16 protein-coding genes are annotated in these 19069 nt (G+C 71.1%); 1 reads left to right on the top strand and 15 read right to left on the bottom strand.

Annotated features, from left to right (window positions below):
* Positions 1-316: 316 nt before the first annotated feature.
* On the bottom strand, positions 317-1276 hold the full coding sequence (gene pheA / locus MSA03_RS07675; RefSeq protein ID WP_051526281.1) for a prephenate dehydratase: 960 nt from the start codon (positions 1274-1276) through the stop codon (positions 317-319).
* Positions 1277-1333: 57 nt separating this feature from the next.
* Here pheA and pgm point away from each other — a divergent pair, with 57 nt between their 5' ends.
* Positions 1334-2974 (top strand): phosphoglucomutase (alpha-D-glucose-1,6-bisphosphate-dependent), encoded by a 1641-nt coding sequence (gene pgm / locus MSA03_RS07670; protein ID WP_147050249.1) that lies wholly within the window; start codon positions 1334-1336, stop codon positions 2972-2974.
* Positions 2975-3331: 357 nt separating this feature from the next.
* Here the strand turns inward: pgm and MSA03_RS07665 are convergent, their stop codons facing one another.
* The 14 genes from MSA03_RS07665 to MSA03_RS07600 all read right to left on the bottom strand — a co-directional run bounded on the left by MSA03_RS07665 (position 3332) and on the right by MSA03_RS07600 (position 18885).
* Positions 3332-4432 (bottom strand): glycerate kinase, encoded by a 1101-nt coding sequence (locus MSA03_RS07665; RefSeq protein WP_170245473.1) that lies wholly within the window; start codon positions 4430-4432, stop codon positions 3332-3334.
* 16 nt (positions 4433-4448) lie between these two features.
* Entirely contained in the window at positions 4449-5486 is a 1038-nt protein-coding gene (locus tag MSA03_RS07660) for a LacI family DNA-binding transcriptional regulator (RefSeq protein WP_244946360.1), read from the bottom strand.
* Between the two features lie 10 nt (positions 5487-5496).
* Positions 5497-6366, bottom strand: a complete 870-nt coding sequence (locus tag MSA03_RS07655; protein WP_028496462.1) for a sugar phosphate isomerase/epimerase family protein — start codon at positions 6364-6366, stop codon at positions 5497-5499.
* Positions 6363-7565 (bottom strand): dihydrodipicolinate synthase family protein, encoded by a 1203-nt coding sequence (locus MSA03_RS07650; RefSeq protein ID WP_028496461.1) that lies wholly within the window; start codon positions 7563-7565, stop codon positions 6363-6365. The genes MSA03_RS07655 and MSA03_RS07650 overlap by 4 nt, the downstream gene beginning before the upstream one ends.
* Before the next feature lie 5 nt (positions 7566-7570).
* Positions 7571-8698: a Gfo/Idh/MocA family protein gene (locus MSA03_RS07645; RefSeq protein WP_036272776.1), complete on the bottom strand. Its 1128-nt coding sequence runs from the start codon at positions 8696-8698 to the stop codon at positions 7571-7573.
* Between the two features lie 178 nt (positions 8699-8876).
* Positions 8877-10394 (bottom strand): arabinosylfuranosidase ArfA, encoded by a 1518-nt coding sequence (gene arfA / locus MSA03_RS07640; RefSeq protein WP_147050246.1) that lies wholly within the window; start codon positions 10392-10394, stop codon positions 8877-8879.
* Positions 10395-10420: 26 nt separating this feature from the next.
* Positions 10421-11698, bottom strand: a complete 1278-nt coding sequence (locus MSA03_RS07635; RefSeq protein ID WP_147050245.1) for an ABC transporter substrate-binding protein — start codon at positions 11696-11698, stop codon at positions 10421-10423.
* 30 nt (positions 11699-11728) lie between these two features.
* Positions 11729-12382, bottom strand: a complete 654-nt coding sequence (locus tag MSA03_RS07630; protein WP_147050244.1) for a hypothetical protein — start codon at positions 12380-12382, stop codon at positions 11729-11731.
* 15 nt (positions 12383-12397) lie between these two features.
* Positions 12398-13327 (bottom strand): carbohydrate ABC transporter permease, encoded by a 930-nt coding sequence (locus tag MSA03_RS07625; RefSeq protein WP_028496456.1) that lies wholly within the window; start codon positions 13325-13327, stop codon positions 12398-12400.
* A complete protein-coding gene (locus MSA03_RS07620; protein WP_028496455.1) occupies positions 13324-14319 on the bottom strand; it encodes a carbohydrate ABC transporter permease in 996 nt (331 codons plus the stop codon). The genes MSA03_RS07625 and MSA03_RS07620 overlap by 4 nt, the downstream gene beginning before the upstream one ends.
* A gap of 73 nt (positions 14320-14392) precedes the next feature.
* Positions 14393-15685 carry an ABC transporter substrate-binding protein gene (locus MSA03_RS07615; protein WP_028496454.1) on the bottom strand — a complete coding sequence of 431 codons (1293 nt, stop codon included), beginning with the start codon at positions 15683-15685 and terminating at the stop codon, positions 14393-14395.
* Between the two features lie 157 nt (positions 15686-15842).
* Positions 15843-16838 (bottom strand): family 43 glycosylhydrolase, encoded by a 996-nt coding sequence (locus MSA03_RS07610; protein ID WP_244946359.1) that lies wholly within the window; start codon positions 16836-16838, stop codon positions 15843-15845.
* Positions 16835-17932 carry a Gfo/Idh/MocA family protein gene (locus MSA03_RS07605; protein WP_036272694.1) on the bottom strand — a complete coding sequence of 366 codons (1098 nt, stop codon included), beginning with the start codon at positions 17930-17932 and terminating at the stop codon, positions 16835-16837. The genes MSA03_RS07610 and MSA03_RS07605 overlap by 4 nt, the downstream gene beginning before the upstream one ends.
* The gene (locus MSA03_RS07600) at positions 17929-18885 is read right to left on the bottom strand and encodes a DUF6807 domain-containing protein (RefSeq protein ID WP_218028806.1); all 957 of its coding nucleotides are present in this window, start codon (positions 18883-18885) and stop codon (positions 17929-17931) included. Before MSA03_RS07600 ends, MSA03_RS07605 begins: the two co-directional genes overlap by 4 nt.
* Positions 18886-19069 lie beyond the last annotated feature (184 nt).

The following is a 19069-nucleotide window of genomic DNA, read 5'->3' as shown; positions in this document are numbered from 1 at the left end:
CCGGGAGGAGATGACGCCTCGGGAGGTGGAATCCCGGGAATGCGTCCTCCCGACGCGACATCTCCTCCGGAGCCGCGGGCGCGGGCGGGACGCGGGCGCCGAGGCCGAGGCGGAGGCGGAGGACACGCCCCCACGCGTCGTGATGGATGCCGGGGCCGCGCGGCAGTTCGTCCGCGCCGAACTGCGGGTGCCTCGGGCCATGACCCACACTTCGGCGCGACCGAGAATCCGCGGCGCAATTCATCCGTGCCGAAAGGCGGGTGCAGTGCGCCGCGACCCGCACTTTGGCGCGGGTGAACGAGCCGCGACCCCGCGGCTACGCGTCGGGCTCGCCGGAGATGAGCCCACGCAGCCAGTCGCGCGCCTCGACGAACACGTCGTCGGAGTAGCGCTCCGGGTAGTGCACGATCGCGCGGTCGGCGCGCGGGTACGACCCGAGGAAGATCACCTTCGGCGAGAAGCGGCGCAGGCCCAGGAGGGCGTCGGCCATCCGCTCGTCCTCGATGTGCCCGTCGGCGTCGATCACGAAGCGATACCGGCCCAGCTCGTCGCCGATCGGCCGCGAAGCCAGGAGCGAGAGGTTGATCCCACGGGTCGCGAACTGCTCGAGCAGCTCGAGCAGCGCGCCGGGGTACTCCTCGGGCAGCTCGACGATGAGCGACGTCTTGTCGGCGCCGGTCGGCGCGGGCGCCGCGACCGTGCGGCTCACGAGCACGAACCGCGTCACGGCATTGACGTTGTCGCCGATGCCCTCGGCCAGCAGCTCCAGGTCGTAGTGCTCCAGGATGCCGGGAGGCGCGATCGCCGCCTGCGCGTCGCTCACGCCGTCGATGATGCCCACGGCGGATGCCACATTGCTGGCCGCCGGGATGTGCGCGTGCTCGGGGAGCTTCTCACTGAGCCATTGCAGGCACTGGGCGTAGGCGACGGGGTGCGCCGCGATGAGCGTGACGTCCTCCAGCCGCACGCCGGGCCGTGCGACGAGCACGAAGTTCACCGGAACGAGGTACTCCCCCACGATCCGCAGGCCCGGCATCGTGGCCAGGGCGTCCTGCGCCGTGGAGACCCCGCCGTCGACGGAGTTCTCGATCGCGATCATCGCGGCATCCGAGCGTCCCTCGACGACGTCGGCGAGCGCCTCGCCGACGTTGCGCACCGGCCGCCAGATCTGCTCGCGCGCCTCGGGCACCTGCGCGAGGGCGGACTCCGTGAACGTTCCCGCGGGACCCAAGTAGCTGTACGTGCGACGGACAGGCGCTTCGGGATCGATGCTCACGGTCCACAAGCCTAGTGCGGGGTGCCTTCCCCTCCTCCGCGGTGTCAGACTGGGGCAATGAGCCGCGCAGGACAGCCAGCCGAAGCATCCGATCTCATCGACATCGACGAACTGATCAACGCCTACTACGACCGCAAACCCGACGCCTCCGTGCCGGAGCAGCGCGTCGCGTTCGGCACGAGCGGTCACCGCGGCTCGTCGCTGTCGACGAGCTTCAACGAGGACCACATCCTCGCCACGACGCAGGCGATCGTCGACTACCGCGCCGCGCAGGGGATCACCGGTCCCCTCTTCCTCGGCCGTGACACGCACGGGCTGTCCCGGCCCGCTGAACGGACGGCCGTCGAGGTCCTCGTCGGCAACGGCGTGGACGTGCGGGTGGACTCCCGCGACTCGTGGGTGCCGACGCCGGCGCTCAGCCACGCCATCCTCACCTACAACCGCGGCAAGGCGGGCGATGACGCGAGCCGCGCCGACGGCATCGTCGTCACCCCTTCGCACAACCCGCCGCGCGACGGCGGCTTCAAGTACAACCCGCCGCACGGCGGCCCCGCCGACACCGACGCGACCGGCTGGATCGCCGACCGCGCGAACGCGCTCATCGCCGCCGGCCTGGAGGGCGTCACCCGCACGCGCTTCGCCGACATCGACCTCGCGACCGTCGGCACGTACGACTTCCGCGACGGCTACGTGCGCGACCTCGGCAGCATCATCGACGTGGATGCCATCGCCCGCGCGGGCGTCCGCATCGGCGCCGACCCGCTCGGCGGCGCCTCCGTGGAGTACTGGGCCCTCATCGCCGAGGTCTACGGCCTCGACCTCACCGTCGTGAACCCCGAAGTCGACCCGACGTGGCGCTTCATGACCCTCGACTGGGACGAGAAGATCCGCATGGATCCGTCGTCGCCGTCGGCGATGGCATCCCTCGTCTCGCGCCGCGACGAGTACGACATCCTCACCGGCAACGACGCGGATGCCGACCGGCACGGCATCGTCACCCCCGACGCGGGTCTCATGAACCCCAACCACTACCTCGCGGTCGCGATCGACTACCTGTACCGCCACCGCGGCGGGTGGCCGTCGGATGCCGCGATCGGCAAGACCCTCGTCTCCTCGATGATCATCGACCGCGTCGCCGAATCGCTCGGACGGACGCTGCTGGAGGTGCCGGTCGGGTTCAAGTGGTTCGTGCCCGGCCTGCTCGACGGGTCGGTCGCCTTCGGCGGCGAGGAGTCGGCGGGCGCCTCGTTCCTGCGCAAGGACGGCACCGTCTGGACGACCGACAAGGACGGCATCCTGCTGTGCCTGCTCGCGGCGGAGATCCTGGCCGTGACGGGCAAGACGCCGTCGCAGCGGTACGCGGAGCTCGAGGCGGAGTTCGGCGCGTCGGCGTACCAGCGGGTGGATGCCCCGGCGACGCCCGCGCAGAAGGCGACGCTCGGCAAGCTCGCGCCGGAGGCTGTGACCGCGACGGAGCTCGCCGGTGAGCCGATCACTGCGAAGCTCTCGCACGCGCCGGGCAACGGCGCCGCGATCGGCGGGCTCAAGGTGCAGACCGAGCACGCCTGGTTCGCGGCGCGCCCGTCGGGCACCGAGGACGTGTACAAGCTGTACGCCGAGAGCCTCAAGGGCCCCGAGCACCTCGCCGCCGTACAGGAAGAGGCCCGCGCCGTCGTCTCGGCCGCCCTCGGCGGCTGATCGCGGCAACGCTCAGACCAGGTGGGCTCGAATCGGGGCGCTTGGCGTCGCCTCGCCGGGTTCGAGGCGGCATGAAGTGACCCCGAACCGGGCGGCTCGGACCGCGCCGACCAGATTGGGGTCGGGTGTGGTCGCCTCGCGAGGTCCGAGGCGGCACGAAGTGACCCCGAACCGGGCGCCCCGGACCGCGCGCCCCCGGATAGGGGTCGAGTAACGTCGCCTCGCGGGGTCGGAGGCGGCACGAACTGACCCCGAACCCGGCGCCCCGGACCGCGCGCCCCGGATAGGGGCCGAGTATGGTCGCCTCGCGAGGTCCGAGGCGGCAGGAAGTGACCCCGAACCGACCTGCCCCGGAGGTCAGAGCCGCGCGGCCAGGGCGGCGCCGGCGGCGCGGAGCCATTGGGCCGGGTCGGTCATCGCTGCGGCGGAACTGCCCGCCAGGTCGGTGAGCGAGAGGGATGCCGCGAACGCGGCCACGTCCGCCTCCGGCGCGATGCGCCCCGCGACGAGGGCGACCGGCACCCCCGCCTCGGCGGCGAGGCCGACGACGAAGGACGGCACCTTGCCCGCCGCGGACTGCCCGTCGTAGGCGCCCTCCCCCGTGACGACGAGGTCGGCGCCGCGCACGGCGTCCGCGAGGCCGATGAGGTCGGCGACCTCGGCCGCGCCGGGCCGGAGCTGTGCGCCCCACGCACGCAGCGCGAAGCCGGTGCCGCCCGCCGCGCCGGTCCCCGGTGTCGCCGCGTCGGCGCCGACGAGCGCGGCCAGTCGGGCGAGGCCGGATTCGGCGCGGGCGACGCCGTCGGCATCCAGGCCCTTCTGCGGGCCGAAGACGGCGGCCGCACCGGCCGGGCCGAGCAGCGGGTTCGTCACGTCGCTCAGCACGACCACGCCACCCTCAGGCAGGGGACGGAGCCCCGACAGGTCGACTGACGCGACGTCGGCGAGCCCCCGCGCACCCGGCGCGATCGCTGCACCCGACGCGTCACGCAGTCGCGCGCCGAGCGCCGACAAGAGCCCGGCCCCGCCGTCGGTCGACGCGCTGGACCCGATCCCGAGGACGAGCCGTGACACCCCGGCATCGAGCGCGGCGACGACAGCCTGACCGAAGCCGAAGGTGTCGGCATCCCAGGGCCGACGCTCCTCGCCGAGGAGCTCGATCCCGCTCGTGGAGGCCAGCTCGACGACGCCCGTGCCGTCCGGCAGGCGCAGCCACGATGACTCGACGGGCCGCCCCGCCGGTCCGCGCACCGCCACCGGAACGCGCTCGGCGCCGTCCACGGCCGCCGCGAACGCCGCCACCGTACCCTCGCCGCCGTCGGCCATGGGCCGCAGCACGACGTCCACCGCGGCATCCGCCCCGACCGCCGCCTCGACCCCGGCCGACACGGCGACCGCGGCATCGGCCGCGGTGATCGATCCCTTGAAGCTGTCGAGCGCGACGACGACGTGCGTCACAGAACCCACGCCCGGCTCACGCGCGCGACGGTGTGCTGTCGCGCAGCAGCACCTCGAGGCGGAGCGCATCCGCATCCTGTGCCCACTCGTCGTCGACGGCCGCCCGGAACGCGGCGTAGCCGACCTCCTCGAGGGGCACGCGCACGGTCGTGAGGGCGGGCGTCACATCGCGCCCGGTGGGGATGTCGTCGAAGCCGCACAGGGCGATGTCGGCGCCGACCTCGCGGCCCGCCGCGCGCACCGCCGACAGGGCGCCGATCGCGACGACGTCGCTGATGCCGAAGACGACGGTGCCCGGCTCGATGCCGTCGGCGAGCGCCTGGTCCATGAGCTCGACGCCGGACTCGCGGGTGAACGCGCCGCGGTAGACGCGCGGCGCGGCGCCGCCACCGGCCGTGAACCCGGCGGTGAAGCCGTCGAGACGCACGTCGCTCGTCACGACGCCGTCGGCGGCGGCGAGCACGACGGCGTTCCGGTAGCCGCGGCCGGCCAGCGCGGCGCCGAGCGCCTCGGCGCCGCCCCGGTTGTCGATGACGACGTTGCGGACGTCGGGGATGCCGGCGCCGAGGGCGACGACGCGGCCCCCGGCCGCCGTGACGAGATCGAGTTCCCGCGCGAGCTCCGGCGCCATCTCCCGCGACGTGCGGGATGCGGCGAGGATGACCCCGCGGGGACGCTGGCCGCGCAGGGCGCGGACGAGCCGCACCTCCCGCTCGGGGTCGCGCTCTGTGATCGAGATCGTGACGACGAGGCCCGCCTCCTCCGCGCCGCGGGCGACGCCGGACGCGAGCTCGCCGAAGTACGGGTCGGCGATGTCCGCCACGAGGAGCGCGATCGTCGCCGACGTGCCCCGCGCGGTGGCCTGCGCGGACAGGTTCGCGCTGTAGCCGAGCCGCTCGGCCGCGTCCTCGACACGCGCACGGTACGAGTCGGCGACCTTGCGGGTCGACCCGTTCAGCACGCGGGACGCGGTGGCCAGCGACACGCCCGCCTCCCGCGCGACGTCGTCGAGCGTCGTGGAGGTCGCGCGCAGGCGAGCGGGGGCGTCGGTCACGATCGTGATCCTATTCGGTCAGGTAGGGCGAGACCGCGACCTCGAACCCGGCGGCGGTGCGGCGCACGGCCTCCAGCGGCGCGGTCGCCCAGATGTCCTCGTTGAACAGCTCGACCTCGATGTCGCGGTCATAGCCGGATGCCATCACCGCGCGGGTCATGGGACCGAAGTCGATGACGCCGTCGCCCGGGTAGTGGCGGCCGAGCAGGACGTCCGCCGGCAGCGGCGTCTTCCAGTCGCACACCTGGTAGGTCGCGATGCGGCCTTCCCGGCCGGCGCGCTCGATGGATGCCAGGACGTCGGGGTCCCACCAGATGTGGAACGTGTCGACGGTCACGCCGACGACGGCCGGATCGAAGTCCGCGGCGATGTCCAGCGCCTGCCCGAGCGTCGAGACGACGCAGCGATCCGAGGCGTACATGGGATGCAGCGGCTCGATCGACAGCGTGACGCCGGCGGCGGCGGCATCCGGGGCAAGCTCCCCGATCGCGTCGCGCACCCGCTCGCGGGCGCCGATGAGGTCGCGAGACCCCTGCGGGAGCCCGCCGGCGACGATGACGAGCACGGCCGTGGAGCCCGCAGCGCCCGCGGCGGCGAGCGTCGCGGCCTCCTCGATCGCGACGCGGTTGTCCTCGATCGAGGCGCGGCGCGCGGGACCCTCGGGCATCGTGAAGAAGCCGGACCGGCAGTGCGTGGAGAAGCGCAGCCCGGAGTCGGTCAGCATCCGGGCGGCGGTGGCGAGTCCGACCTCCTGGACCGGCTCCCGCCAGAGCCCGATCGCCTGCACACCGGCCTCCGCGGTCGCGCGCAGCGCGGTGGCGAGGTCGGCGTACTTCAGCGTGCCCTGGTTGATCGACAGGCGCGGGTCGGGGGTGCTCACGCGGAGACTCCGTTCAGGCTGAGGAGCGCGTGCCAGCGTTCGGCCGCGAGCTCGGGCTGCTCGAACGCCTTGGCCGCGTTCGCGAGCTCGACGATGCGTGACAGGTGCGGGAGGCTCCGTGCGGAGTGCAGGCCGCCGACCATCTGGAACGCGGCCTGGTGTCCGTTCAGCCAAGACAGGAACGCGACCCCGGTCTTGTAGTAGAACGTCGGCGCGGCGAAGACCTGCCGGCTGAGCTCCTCAGTGGGCGCCAGGATCTCGAGGTAGCGGTCGGGGTCGCCGGCATCCAGCGCCTGAATGGCCGCCGAGGCGACCGGCGTGAGCGCCGCGAACGCGCCCAGCAGGGCGTCGGAGTGCTGACGCGTCGCGGCCGGGTTCCGGGCCGGCTGGGCGGCGGCGGGCACGTCGGCGCCGCCGATGAGCCCGACGTAGTTGAAGTCGTCGCCCGTGAACATCCGGACACCCTCGGGCAGGCGCTCGCGCACCGACACCTCGGACTCGGCGTCGAGGAGGCTCATCTTCACGCCCGCGACCTTGTCCGCGCTCTCCTCGATGACCTCGAGCAGGACGCGCGAGGCGTCGCGCCAGTGGGTCGCGCCGAAATAGCCCTCCAGCTGCGGGTCGAACGCGGTGCCGAGCCAGTGCAGGACGACAGGCGTCGTCGCGGCGGCGAGCACCTCGCGGTAGACGCGCCGGTAGTCCTCGGCGGATGCCGCGACGCGGGCGAGGTGGCGGCTCGCCATGACGACGGGGCCGGCGCCCTGCTCCTCGGTGAAGTGCAGCTGCTCCTTGTAGGCGTCGCTGACCTCATCGAGCGTGATGTGCTCGTCGTCGATGTGGTCGGTGTTGACTCCGACGACGACCGACCCGCCCTCCTCGCGCGCGACCTCCGCCGACCTCGCGATGAGCTCGCGGGTCGCGGCGGCGTCGAGCCCCATGTTGCGCTGCGCCGTGTCCATGGCGTCGGCGACGCCGAGGCCCCACGAGTACACGGCGCGGCGGAAGTCGAGCGTCGCGTCCCAGTCGATCTGCGCCGGCTGCCCCGGCGTGTTCTCGCCCCACGTGACGGGGACCACGTGCGCGGCGGCGTAGGCGACACGGCTGCGCAGCGGCTCGGTGGGCTTCGTGTAGCCCGACGACTCGACGAGCGGCGTGCGGTGCACGACGCCGTCGGCGCCGAGGAGGGTGAGGTCGGTCATGCGGATCAGTCCAGGGTCAGGGCGCGCAGCGCGACCTTGCGGCCCTCGCGGCTGGACTGCAGGCCGGCCTCGGCGAGGAGGACCCCGCGGGCGCCGGCGAGCAGGTCGAACGGGTAGTCGGTGCCGAGCACGTAGGAGGTGAGGAACTCCTCCCACTGCTGGCGGAAGCCGTTGAGGAAGATCTCGTTGGTCGGCACCTGCGCCCAGTCGGCGGCGTAGTCGTGGTCGTCGGCGAGGTCGGGGTTCCACACCGGCTTGGGGGTGGCGTTGCGGTGCTGGATCTTCGCGCCGAACAGGCCCACGACGGCCGAGCCGTGCGTGCCGTCGACGTGGAACTCGACGAGCTCGTCGCGGTTGACGCGGACGGTCCACGAGGAGTTGATCTGCGCGACGATGTCGCCCTCGAGCTCGAAGACGCCGTAGGCGGCGTCTTCGGCGGTCGCGGTGTAGTGCTCCCCGTTCTCGTCCCAGCGGTCGGCGATGTGCACCGCGGCCTGGGCGTAGACGGACTTCACGTCGCCGAAGAGGTTCTCCAGGACGTAGTTCCAGTGCGGGAACATGTCGACGATGATCCCGCCGCCGTCCTCGGTCCGGTAGTTCCAGCTGGGGCGCTGCGCGGGCTGCCAGTCGCCTTCGAACACCCAGTAGCCGAACTCGCCGCGCACCGAGAGGATGCGGCCGAAGAACCCGGAGTCGATGAGGCGCTTGAGCTTCTGCAGGCCCGGCAGGTAGAGCTTGTCGTGCACGACCCCGGTTTTCACCCCGGCGGCGGCGGCGAGCTTCGCGAGCTCCAGCGCCTCGTCGACCGACTCGGCCGTCGGCTTCTCGGTGTAGATCGTCTTGCCGGCGGCGATCGCCTTCCGCAGCGCCGTGGCACGCGCCTTCGTCACGAGGAAGTCGGCGTAGATCTCCCAGCGGGGGTCCGCGAGGGCGGCATCCAGGTCGGTCGTGTAGTCCTCGATGCCGTGCTTCGCGGCGAGTTCGGCGAGCTTCGCCTCGCTGCGACCGACGAGGAGCGGCTTGACGGTGATCTTCGACCCGTCCGGCAGCTCGATGCCGCCCTGCTCGCGGATCGCGAGGATCGAGCGGACGAGGTGCTGGCGGTAGCCCATACGGCCGGAGACGCCGTTCATGATGATGCCGATCTCGCGCACCTGGGGCCGGGCGGACGTCGCCGCGGGGGCGAGGGTGGTCGTCTCTGACACTGTCGTTCCTTCTCTCATCGCCTGCCGGCTCATCCGGTAAGCGCTTTCCGTATCTTCATCCTGACATCGGAATGCGCTTTCCGCAAGCGCTCCCGGAGCCATCGCGTCAGCCGAGCCGGACGGCCGCCCACGAGACGGCGGGCAACTGCAGCGACAGGATGCCGTCGGTCACGTGCGCGCCGTCCAGCGGTCGCACCCCCACCCGTTCCGGCTCCTGCAGCGTGTTCGCCGCGTACAGGTCGTCCTCGTGCAGCAGGTGCGATTCGATGACGGCGATGTCGCCGCCCGCGAGCGCGGTGATGTCCAGCCGCAGGTCGACGGCATCCGTCGTCGAGCGGTTCACCAGGAACAGGGTGGCGCCCCCGTCATCCACCGTCGCGACGGCGTTGACGCGCGCGACCTCGCCGAACCGCGCGCTCGTGATCGTCCCGGCATCCACCGGGACCCGCACCGCCCGCTCCCCCGCCAGGCGCGATGTGATCGAGAACGGGAAGAACGTCGTCTGCCGCCACGCCGGCCCGCCCGGTTCGGTCATGATCGGGGCGATGACGTTGACGAGCTGGGCGAGGGATGCCGAGCGCACCCGGTCGGAGTGCTGCAGCAGCGTGATCAGCAGGTCGCCGAAGACCACACCGTCCAGGGCGTGGTAGCGGTCCTCCAGCAGCCGCGGGGCGACCGGCCAGTCGTCGCCGGTCAGCTCGTCGCCACTCTCGCTGCCGTCCTCGCGGTGCAGGTACCAGACGTTCCACTCGTCGAACGAGATCATGATGCGCTTGTCGCTCTTGCGCGTCGCCGCCACGGCATCCGCGATCGCGACGACCGATTCGATGAACCGCGCCATGTCCACGCCCGAGGCAAGGAACTCCTGCGCGTCGCCGCCGTGCTCCTGGTAGTACGAGTGGCAGGAGATGAAGTCGACGTCGTCGAACGTGTGCTCGAGCACCGTCCGCTCCCACGAGCCGAAGGTCGGCATGCCGCTGCCCGACGACCCGCAGACGACGAGCTCGACGCCGGGGTCGAGCATCCGCATCCCCTTCGCGGTGCGGGAGGCGAGCTTGCCGTAGTCCTCCGCGTTGCGGTGGCCCAGCTGCCAGGGACCGTCCATCTCGTTGCCGAGGCACCACATCGTCACGCCGAAAGGCTCGTCCCGGCCGTTCTCCGCGCGCCGGCGCGTCCACGCCGTCTCGACGGAGGCGTTGGCGTACTCCAGCAGGTCGAGGGCCTCCTGGGTGCCCCGCGTGCCGAGGTTCACGGCCAGCATGAGGTCGCTGCCGACGAGGTCGAGCCAGGCCTGGAACTCGTGCAGCCCCACCTCGTTGGTCTCGGTGGAGTGCCACGCGAGGTCCAGCCGCCGCGGGCGGTCCTCGCGGGGCCCGATGCCGTCCTCCCAGCGGTAGCCGGAGACGAAGTTGCCGCCCGGGTAGCGGATGGTCGAGACGCCGAGCTCCTTCACGAGCTCGACGACGTCGGCGCGGAAGCCGTCCGCGTCGGCGGTGGGGTGGCCGGGTTCGTGGATGCCGTCGTAGATGTGGCGTCCGAGGTGCTCGACGAACCCGCCGAAGAGGCGCCGGTCGATGCGGGAGATCTCGAAGCGCGGGTCGACGAAGCCGTGGACGGAGGTCACGCGGGGTCCTTTCGGAAGGGTGCTGTTCAGCCGAGGACGACGTCGGCTTCGGAGAAGAACTGGCTCACGGCGTCGTCGACGGAGATGACCCCGAGGCCGAGGGACTTGCCGAGGTCCCAGAACTTCTGCTCGAGCGTGCCATATCCGACGACCGGGACCGGCGGCGCGTCGCCGATGCGCTCCGCGGCGGCTTCGATGTAGTCGGCGACCTGCTTGTCCGCACCCTCGAGGGTCGCGCCGGCGAGCTTGGACGAGGAGGCCGGGAAGCCGAGCGTGGTCCCGAAGATCTCGCCGGCAGCCTCGCTGTTCACGACGAAGTCGAGGAACAGTGCGGCGGCTTCCGGGTGCTCCGTCTTCGCCGAGATCGCGACCTGGAGCCCGGCCTGCCGGTAGAGGTCCTTGGACCCCGAGGTGGCGGTCGGCGGCGCGATGATGGAGATCGACGAGGCGCCGGAGTCGGCGAGGTAACCGCCGAGGAAGTTGCTCCAGCTCATCTCGCTGGCCGTCAGCGCCGCGCCGAACCCGGACTTCGGGGACAGCTCCTCGAGGCGCTTCTGCGGCACGGCCGCGCCGTCGCGCAGCCTCTGCCCGGACTCCCAGAACTCGCGCAGGTCGTCCTCGGTGAAGCCGAGCCCGCCGTCGTCGGTGAAGAGGTTGCCGCCCTCGGCGCGGAGGGCGAGCTCGAAGACCTGGATGCGCTGGGTGTAGTCGGTGCCGCCGTACACGTCGCCGCCGCCGGCCGCGGTCACCTCGTCCATCCACTCATCGAACTCGGCGAACGTCGTCCCGCCCTGGGGCGCCTCTACGCCGGAGGTCTTCACGAGGTCGTCGTTGAGGAAGTTCGCCCAGAGGCTGTATCCGGTCGGCAGCGAGTACTGCGTCCCCTCGAGGGCGCCGGTTCCGAGGAGCGAGTCCTCGAAGGTCGTCGTGTCGATGTAGTCGGACACCTCGGCGAGGTCGAGGATGTGGCCGGGCTGGGCGTACTGGCGCAGGTAGCTGTCCGAGAACTGGAAGACATCCGGCAGACCGCCGCCGGCGACCTCAGTCTGCCGCTTCTCCCAGAAGCTCGGGAAGTCGCTGAAGCTCACGTTGACCGTGATGTTCGGGTACTCCTCGTTGAAGGCGTCGATGAGCGCGTCGTAGCGCGTCGCCCGGTCGTCGTTGCCCCAGAACGCGAAATCGATCTTGACTTCTTCGTCCGGTTCGAACGGGGCGGCGTCGGAGGTCGCCCCCGCGCAGCCGGAAAGGACAAAAAGGGTGACGGCAGCGGCGGCGAGCGCGGCCCAGGGGCGCAGAGCAGGCATCAGTTTCCTTCTTCGGGTGATCGAGCGCCGTCAGCGACGACGGCGGCGGGTGGGGACGGCGACGACCGCGAGCGCGGCGCAGCCGAGCCCGGCGATGACGAGCGGCGGCATCATCCAGGCGAGGACGACGACGAAGCCGGCCGCGGCGACGAGGTAGGCGGCGCCGGCGATGTCGGCGCGGACGAGGGCGGGCACGGCCCGCAGGGCGGGGCGCCATCCGCGCTCGGGCGACCAGGCCCCTGCCGCCGAGAGGACGACGACCGAGACGGCGGCCAGGCCGATCCAGCCCACGACCTCGATGACGGCGCCCCCGGGGAGGAGCCCCGAGCGCGCGAGATCGATGTCGAGCAGGAGCACGAGCGCGAGCACCGTGGCCACGAGCCCGACGAGCGCCCCGGGCAGGGCGGCCCGGCGCACGTCGGCCCAGAACGCGCTGACCTGGGAGGCTTCGGCGGCGACGAAGCGCCGGAGGTGCCGGATGCCGGCGGCCAGCGCGGCCGGCAAGGTCACGACGGGAAGGCTCACCAGGGTCACGAGCACGCCGATCAGCAGCACCTCGCCGAACAGGGCGAAGGCGGCCGAGGCGCCGGGGAACCGTGCCGGAGGCCGTTCCGCGACGGTCGGCCCGCTGCCGGAGCGGTCGGCGCGGAGAGCGGCGGTCTGCTCGCGGCGCGTGCTCGTCATGGTCGGCATCCCCCGTCAGCCCTTCAAGCCCTGCGTCGCGACGCCGTCGACCAGGAAGCGCTGGAAGACGATGAAGAAGAGCAGGATCGGGACGAGCGCGATGAAGGATGCCGTGACCGTGGCGCCGTAGTCGCTCACCGACGTCTGGTCGTTGTAGAGACGCAACGCGATGGGCAGCGGGTAGTTCTCCGGGCTCGTGAGGTACAGCAGCGGACCGAGGAAGTCGTTCCACGCCCAGATGAACGAGAAGATCGCGCAGGTGATGAGGGCCGGCTTGATCAGCGGCAGGATGATCGCCCAGAAGATGCGCAGGTGTCCGGCACCGTCGATCTTCGCGGCCTCGTCCATGTCGCGCGGCATCTGCCGGATGAACTGGACCATGAGGAAGACGAAGAACGCCTCCGTGGCCAGGAACTTCGGCAGGATCAGGGGCACGAACGTGTCGACCAGTCCCAGATTGTTGAACAGGATGTACTGCGGGATGATCACGACGTGGAACGGCAGAAGCAACGTGCCGATCATGGCGGCGAACAGGATGCCGAGACCCTTGAACTGCAGGCGGGCGAACGCGTAGGCGGCCAGCGCACTGGAGATCACGGTGCCGATGACGGAGGCCGCCGCGATGATGAACGAGTTCAGGAAGAACGTCGACATCGGCACACCGGCGATGCCCTCGGCCACCTTGACATAGTTCTCGATCGTCGGGTTGTTCGGCAGCAGACCCATGTTCTGGCCGAACTCGGAGTTCGGCTTGAACGTCGAGACGAACAGCCACACGAGCGGGTACAGCACGACGACGGTGACCGCCAGCAGGGCGATGAACCAGATGATCGTCTGCCATGTCTTGCGCTTGACGCGTCGCCGGGCCGGCCGGGTCTTCGCGTCGGGGTCGACCTGGTTCTCGACCTGGATGAGCGCGTTCTCGGAGAAGGATGAAGTGGTCATCGGTTGTCTCCTGAGTAGTGGACCCAGTTGCGCTGGGTGCGGAAGAGGATGGCGGCGATGATCGCGACGGCGATCAGCAGGACCCACGCGATGGCGGCGGCATACCCCATCCGGCCGTCGCTGAAGCCGGTCTTGTAGAGGTAGACGGTGATGAAGTTCGTCATGCCGGCGGGGCCGCCGGTGCCGTTGGAGATGATGTACGCCGACCCGAAGACCTGGAACGCTCCGATGAGGCCGAGCAGCAGGTTGAAGAAGATGACGGGCGAGAGCATCGGGATCGTGACGGCGCGGAAGCGCGCCCACGGGCCGGCGCCGTCCATCTCGGCCGCCTCGTACAGCTCCTTCGGGATCTGCTTGAGGCCCGCCAGGAAGATGACCATGGTGCCGCCGAACTGCCACACCGCCAGGAGGATCATCATCGGGAGGATGAGCGACGGCTCGCCGATCCAGCCGCCGAGCTCGATGCCGAAGAGGCTCAGACCGTTGTCGACGGGGCCGTTCGAGGAGAACATCGCCCGCCAGACGATCGCGACCGATACCGACGCGCCGATGAGCGACGGGGCGTAGAACGCGGAGCGGAAGAACGCGGCGCCGCGGTCGCGGTAGTTCAGCAGCATCGCCACGAGGAGGGCGGCGACGAGGGTGATGGGAGTGCCGACGAGGACGTAGACGAGCGTGATCTGCGCCGACTGGATGAAGTTCGGGTCGTTCGTGAAGAGGCGGATGTAGTTGTCCAGCCCGATCCACTTGGGCGCGGAGAAGATGTCGTAGCGCGTGAACGAGAGGTAGAGGGAGTAGACCATCGGCACGAGCGTGAGCCCGAAGAACCCGATGAGCCACGGGATGAGGAACGCGTAGCCGGCGACGGTCTCGCGACGCGCCCGCGACCGCTGGCCGGGCCGGGTGAGGTGCTCCGGGCGGGGCTTGCGGACCAGGCGTCGCTGGGTGGAGGGCTGCTTCGTGACGATGACCCTGGTCGCTGTCGTGCTCACGGTGCTCCTGAGGTGGTGGGGAAGGGGGTGGAGGCTGCGGGGCCCGGACGTGCATCCGGGCCCCGCAGGGATGTCATCCGTTGAGGACGATGTCCATCTCGTTGAAGAACTCGGAGACGGCCTCGTCGACCGTCTTGGTGCCGAAGTTCAGCTCGGTGCCGAGCACGCGGAACTTCTCCTCCAGCGTGCCGTAGCCGACGATCGGGACGGGCGGGGCGTCGCCGAGACGGTCGGCGATCGCGGCCTCGTGGGCGCGGACCTGCTCGCTCAGCGGGTCGAGCTCGGCGCCTTCGAGGGCGGTCTCCGAGGCCGGGAGGCCGCGGTTCGTGCCGAAGATCGCGCCGGACTCGGGCGAGTTGACGAGGAAGTTCACCAGCGTGGCCGCGGCCTCGGGGTGCTCGGTCTTGGCCGAGATCGCGTGCAGCATGGACGGCTTGAGGTACAGGTCCTTCGCGCCTTCCTTGGTGATCGGCGGGGCGAGGAGGCCGAGCTCCGTGTAGCCCTCGCCGAGACCGGCGAGGTAGCCGGCACCGAAGTTGTCCCACGTGAGCTCGCTGGCCGCGAGGGCGGAGTCGAAGGCGCCCTTGGGGAGGACTTCCTCGACGCGCTGCTGCGGGACGACGACGCCGTCGCGCAGCTCGGCGCCGGACTCCCAGAACTCGGTGAGGCGCTCCTCGTCGAAGCCGGGCTCACCGTCCTCACTGAAGAGGTACGAGCCCTCCGAGCGCAGCTGCAGCTCGAAGTTCTGGATGCGACCGGTGAAGTCGCCGCCGCCCCAGAACTTGCCGCCGGAGGCTTCCGTGACCTCGGTCATCCAGTCGGCGTACTCATCCCACGTGCCGCCCGCGAACTCGTCCACACCGGCAGTCTCGAGCAGCACCGGGTTCGTGAACAGGCCCCACGCGTTCGTGGAGGTCGCGATGCCGTAGGTGGTGTCACCGACGACGCCGATCTGGAGGATCTGGTCGCTCAGCGGCTCGGTGTCGATGATGCCGCCCAGGTACGGGTCGAGGTCGAGCAGGAGGTTGTTCTCCGAGTACTGACGCAGGTACGAGTAGTCGAACTGCATGACGTCGGGCAGGCCCCCGCCGGCGGCCTCGGTCTGGCGCTTCTCCCAGAACTCGGGGAAACCGAGGAAGGTCGCGTTGACCTTGATGTTCGGGTACTCCTCGTTGAACGCGGCGATGGCCTCGTTGTACAGGCCGGCGCGGACGTCGTTGCCCCAGAACGCCAGGTCGAGTGTGACCTTCTCGTCCGGGTCGTAGGTGGCTTCGGGGTCCGCTCCGCCGCCGGCGCAGCCGGCGAGGGCCAGTGCGGCGCCGGTCGCGAGGGCGACAGCGGCGAGTGACCGCTTCTTGCTGAACATCTTTGTCCTCTCTGTCGAACGCCCGTGTTCTGGTGCTGCGGGGACGTCCGTGTCCGTGTGTGCGGGTGCGAGCCATCCCGATGGGAAAGCGCTTGCCGGTTACGGTACTACGCGTTGAAACGTTACGCAACCGTCGCGGGCAAACGCTTTCCGTTCGTTACATCTCCGAAGTGTTACCGGTCACAGTCTGCCAGGCGGTCAGGTGGGAGCGCGTCGAAAGGACGCCCTCGTCGACACGCAGCTTCACCCGGTAGACAGCGCTGCGTCGCTCGTCCTCAGCGACGCCGCTCCCGCCTGCGACGCCCGCCGGACGTGCGAAGAAGTAGAACCAGACGTCGTCGCCGTCGCGGACGGCCGCGCCATGATTGCCGATGTCGCCGCCCGGCAGGTCGCCGGGGCCCAGGATGACCGCATCCGCCCCGCCCTGACGGTGCCAGCCGACACCGGCGACGGAACGGTAGACGCCCATCCCCCGCCACTCGTCGACGACCATCCACCACCAACCGTCGAGCTCGAAGACCGACGGCCCCTCGTGCGGCCGCCCGCCGATCGCGACCCCCTCGAGCACCCACTCGGCCAGATCGGTCGAGGATGCCGTCATCGTGACCGAGTCGGCCACCTCGTCCTTGTACCAGAGGCGCCAGAGCCCCTCCCCCGTTCGGGCGACGGCCGCGTCGATGACCCGGTCGCTCGAGAGCGACAGAGGGCCGAGTCGCCTCCACGACCGGAGATCCTCGGAGTCGTAGCCGACGATGGTGCGGGCGAAGCCCGGCCAGCGGTCCGGGACCCCGTCGATCTCGGTGAGGAACATCCGCCACCGACGGCCGTCATGAATGACCTCGGGCGCCCAGTGGGTGACGTCGACGTGCAGCGGCGGCGGGCCAGGCTCGAGCGTGAGACCGCCGGCATCCGGCTCGAGGGTGCCGGTGTAGCGCCAGCTCACGCCGTCGTCGGAGCGGGCCACGCCGATGCGACTGCCGTGCACCCAGGCGACGCCCGGTCCGGGGTCCGGATGGGTCGCGCGACGCTGCGTGTAGAACATCCACCACTCGCCGTCGGCGATGACGACCGTCGGATCGGTCGCCCCGTCGTACACCGGGTCGCGGTACAGCTCGTCCCACTCGTCCGCTTCCGCCCGGATGCCGAGGCTCACGAGTCGACGTCGCGCATGTCAGCCACTGGACTTGCGAAGCCGGCGCGGTGCGTGGGGTGTACCGCGAGATCGGCCGGCGTGACGACGGCGCCGTCGGCCGCTGCTGACGCATAGATGGCGGCGACGAGCTCGAAAGAGCGGGCCGGCTCGTCTGCCGTCGGCGGGAGCTGCTCGCCGGCGAGCAGCGCGTCGAACACGTCGCGCAGCAGCGGACCGTGGTCGCTGCGCTCCTCCAACGGAGGCAGATCCCACGCGTCGGCCTCGGCCTCGAATCCCGGCGCGGGCGTGATCTTCCAGTTCTCGTGGCCGTGTCCGTAGAGGTGCTCGACCGAGATCGTCGCCTTCTGCGTGTCGAGTCGGATCGAGCTGATCTGCCGAGGGGAGACCGCGCTCGTCACCACCTGGGCCACGACGCCGTTGGCGAAGGTGACGGTCGCGGTCGAGGCGTCCTCGGTCTGCGTCTCGCGGTCCAGCCGCCAGAGCCGGCCCTGCACGCTCGCCCAGTCGCCGAGGAGGAAGGCGAGCAGGTCGAGCTGATGGATGCCGTGACCGAGGGTCGTCCCGCCGCCCTCGGTCTCCCACTGACCCCGCCACGGCACGGCGAAGTACTCCGCGTCGCGGTACCAGAGCGTCTGGCAGACGGCGATGAGCGGCCGCCCCACGGCTCCGCTCTGCAACAGCGTGCGCACGTGCGCCGCCGCCGTGCCGGTGCGCTGCTGGAAGACGACCGCGAGCTGCCGGTCGGCGGCAGCCGCCGCGGCGCGCATCTCGTCGAGCTCGTCGAGAGAGGGTGCCGGCGGCTTCTCCACGACGACGTGAGCGCCGGCCGCGAAGGCCGCGATGGTCTGCTCCCGGTGCACGCCGGGCGGCGTGCAGATGAGGACGACGTCGGGATGCTCGGCATCCAGCAGTTCGTCCAGGGTGTCGTAGACCGCGGGGGCGCCCCACGCCCGCGCGAACTCGTCGGCCTTGCTGCGGGTCAGGTTCGTGACGGCGACGAGCTCGGCGTGCGGGTGGGCGCCGACGGCGCGCGCGTGGAGGTGGGCGACGGCGCCCGTGCCGACGATGGCGCAGCGCAGGGTGCGGACGGTCATGCGGGGTCCTCCGTGGGGTCGGGGGTGTGAGCGGCGCGCAGCTCGTCGACGAGCGTCGCACCGACGGTGGATGCCAGCGCCGCGACCTCGGCGGTGCCGATGAGAAGCGCGGAGGCGAGGACGAGGGTCTCGGCGGGAGGCAGAACGGTCTCGTGGAAGAAGAAGGGTGCCGGGTTGAGGCCGGCATACTCGGCGCTGCGCGCGAACCAGGGGCTCTCGCCCTCGCCGGCATCCAGCACGAGGACGCCCGCGGAGCGGTCCGGCGCGATGAATGCGAGCCACGGCCCGGGCTGACCACGCGTGTCATCGCCTGCGAGCCCAGAGGGGGCGACGATGTCGCCGCCGGTGAAGGCAACGGGACCGCGCCAGAAGATGCCGGCGTAACCGGCGTTCTCGCGGCCCTTCGACGTCGGCGAGCCGAAGCCGAGCGGCACGTCGGCGACGTTGCGCAGAGCGCTCCGCCACGTGAACGCCCACGTGTCGGCGTCGATCGGCCGGGCGGTGAGGGTGCGGCGTTCGACGAGCACGGGGGCGCCGTCCTCGGCGACCCAGTCGAGGTCTTCGTCGACGCGGGCGAGGCCGGCGACGGCATCCGCGACGGGGGTGTCGGAGACGACGAATCCGCGGTGCACCTGCGCGCCGTTGTTCGGCAGCTGCACGTAGCCCTCGCCGTGCACGTAGGTCGGGCCGCCCCAGAAGTTGTGCGGCCCGACGACCGGGAGCGCGAGGGAGAGGCCCTTGTGCCACACGTGGTCGTCGGGGCGGTAGGCCGTCACATCGACGCCCGCCCGCGTGCGCAGCAGCGCGTACGGTCGCGGTGACTCGATCGGCGCGTCGTCGGGCTCGTACACGTACTCGGCGAGCACCCCGGCACCGTCGCGCAGGCGCAGGCGGCCGGACTCTTCGGCGTCGAAGTGCATGGGACCTCCGGGGTCGTGGGACGTGGCATCCACCCTAGGAGATCTCGCGGGAAAGCGCTATCCAGGCCGCGCGCACACCGTCATCCAGCCGTTCGCGCGGCCGAAAACAGCACGCGCTGCGGAAAGTTCGACCGCGCGTGCCGCTTTCGACCGCGCGTACGAATCCGACACGGGATGCGGGCGCGGCGAGGACGGGCGTGCGGGTCCGCGCGCTAGA

It is taken from the genome of Microbacterium saccharophilum (assembly GCF_007992455.1).
Taxonomy (GTDB): Bacteria; Actinomycetota; Actinomycetes; order Actinomycetales; family Microbacteriaceae; genus Microbacterium; species Microbacterium saccharophilum.
This window is presented reverse-complemented; position numbering and strand designations above follow the sequence as displayed.

What these genes read in the sequence shown, in the direction of transcription:
- MSA03_RS07645 (WP_036272776.1), bottom strand. Translation starts at nt 8,698, where the DNA reads ATGAACGGCGTCTCCGGCCGTATGGGCTACCGCCAGCACCTCGTCCGC.
- MSA03_RS07635 (WP_147050245.1), bottom strand. Translation starts at nt 11,698, where the DNA reads ATGCCTGCTCTGCGCCCCTGGGCCGCGCTCGCCGCCGCTGCCGTCACC.
- MSA03_RS07630 (WP_147050244.1), bottom strand. Translation starts at nt 12,382, where the DNA reads ATGACGAGCACGCGCCGCGAGCAGACCGCCGCTCTCCGCGCCGACCGC.
- MSA03_RS07650 (WP_028496461.1), bottom strand. Translation starts at nt 7,565, where the DNA reads ATGACCGACCTCACCCTCCTCGGCGCCGACGGCGTCGTGCACCGCACG.
- MSA03_RS07625 (WP_028496456.1), bottom strand. Translation starts at nt 13,327, where the DNA reads ATGACCACTTCATCCTTCTCCGAGAACGCGCTCATCCAGGTCGAGAAC.
- MSA03_RS07615 (WP_028496454.1), bottom strand. Translation starts at nt 15,685, where the DNA reads ATGTTCAGCAAGAAGCGGTCACTCGCCGCTGTCGCCCTCGCGACCGGC.
- MSA03_RS07605 (WP_036272694.1), bottom strand. Translation starts at nt 17,932, where the DNA reads ATGACCGTCCGCACCCTGCGCTGCGCCATCGTCGGCACGGGCGCCGTC.
- pgm (WP_147050249.1), top strand. Translation starts at nt 1,334, where the DNA reads ATGAGCCGCGCAGGACAGCCAGCCGAAGCATCCGATCTCATCGACATC.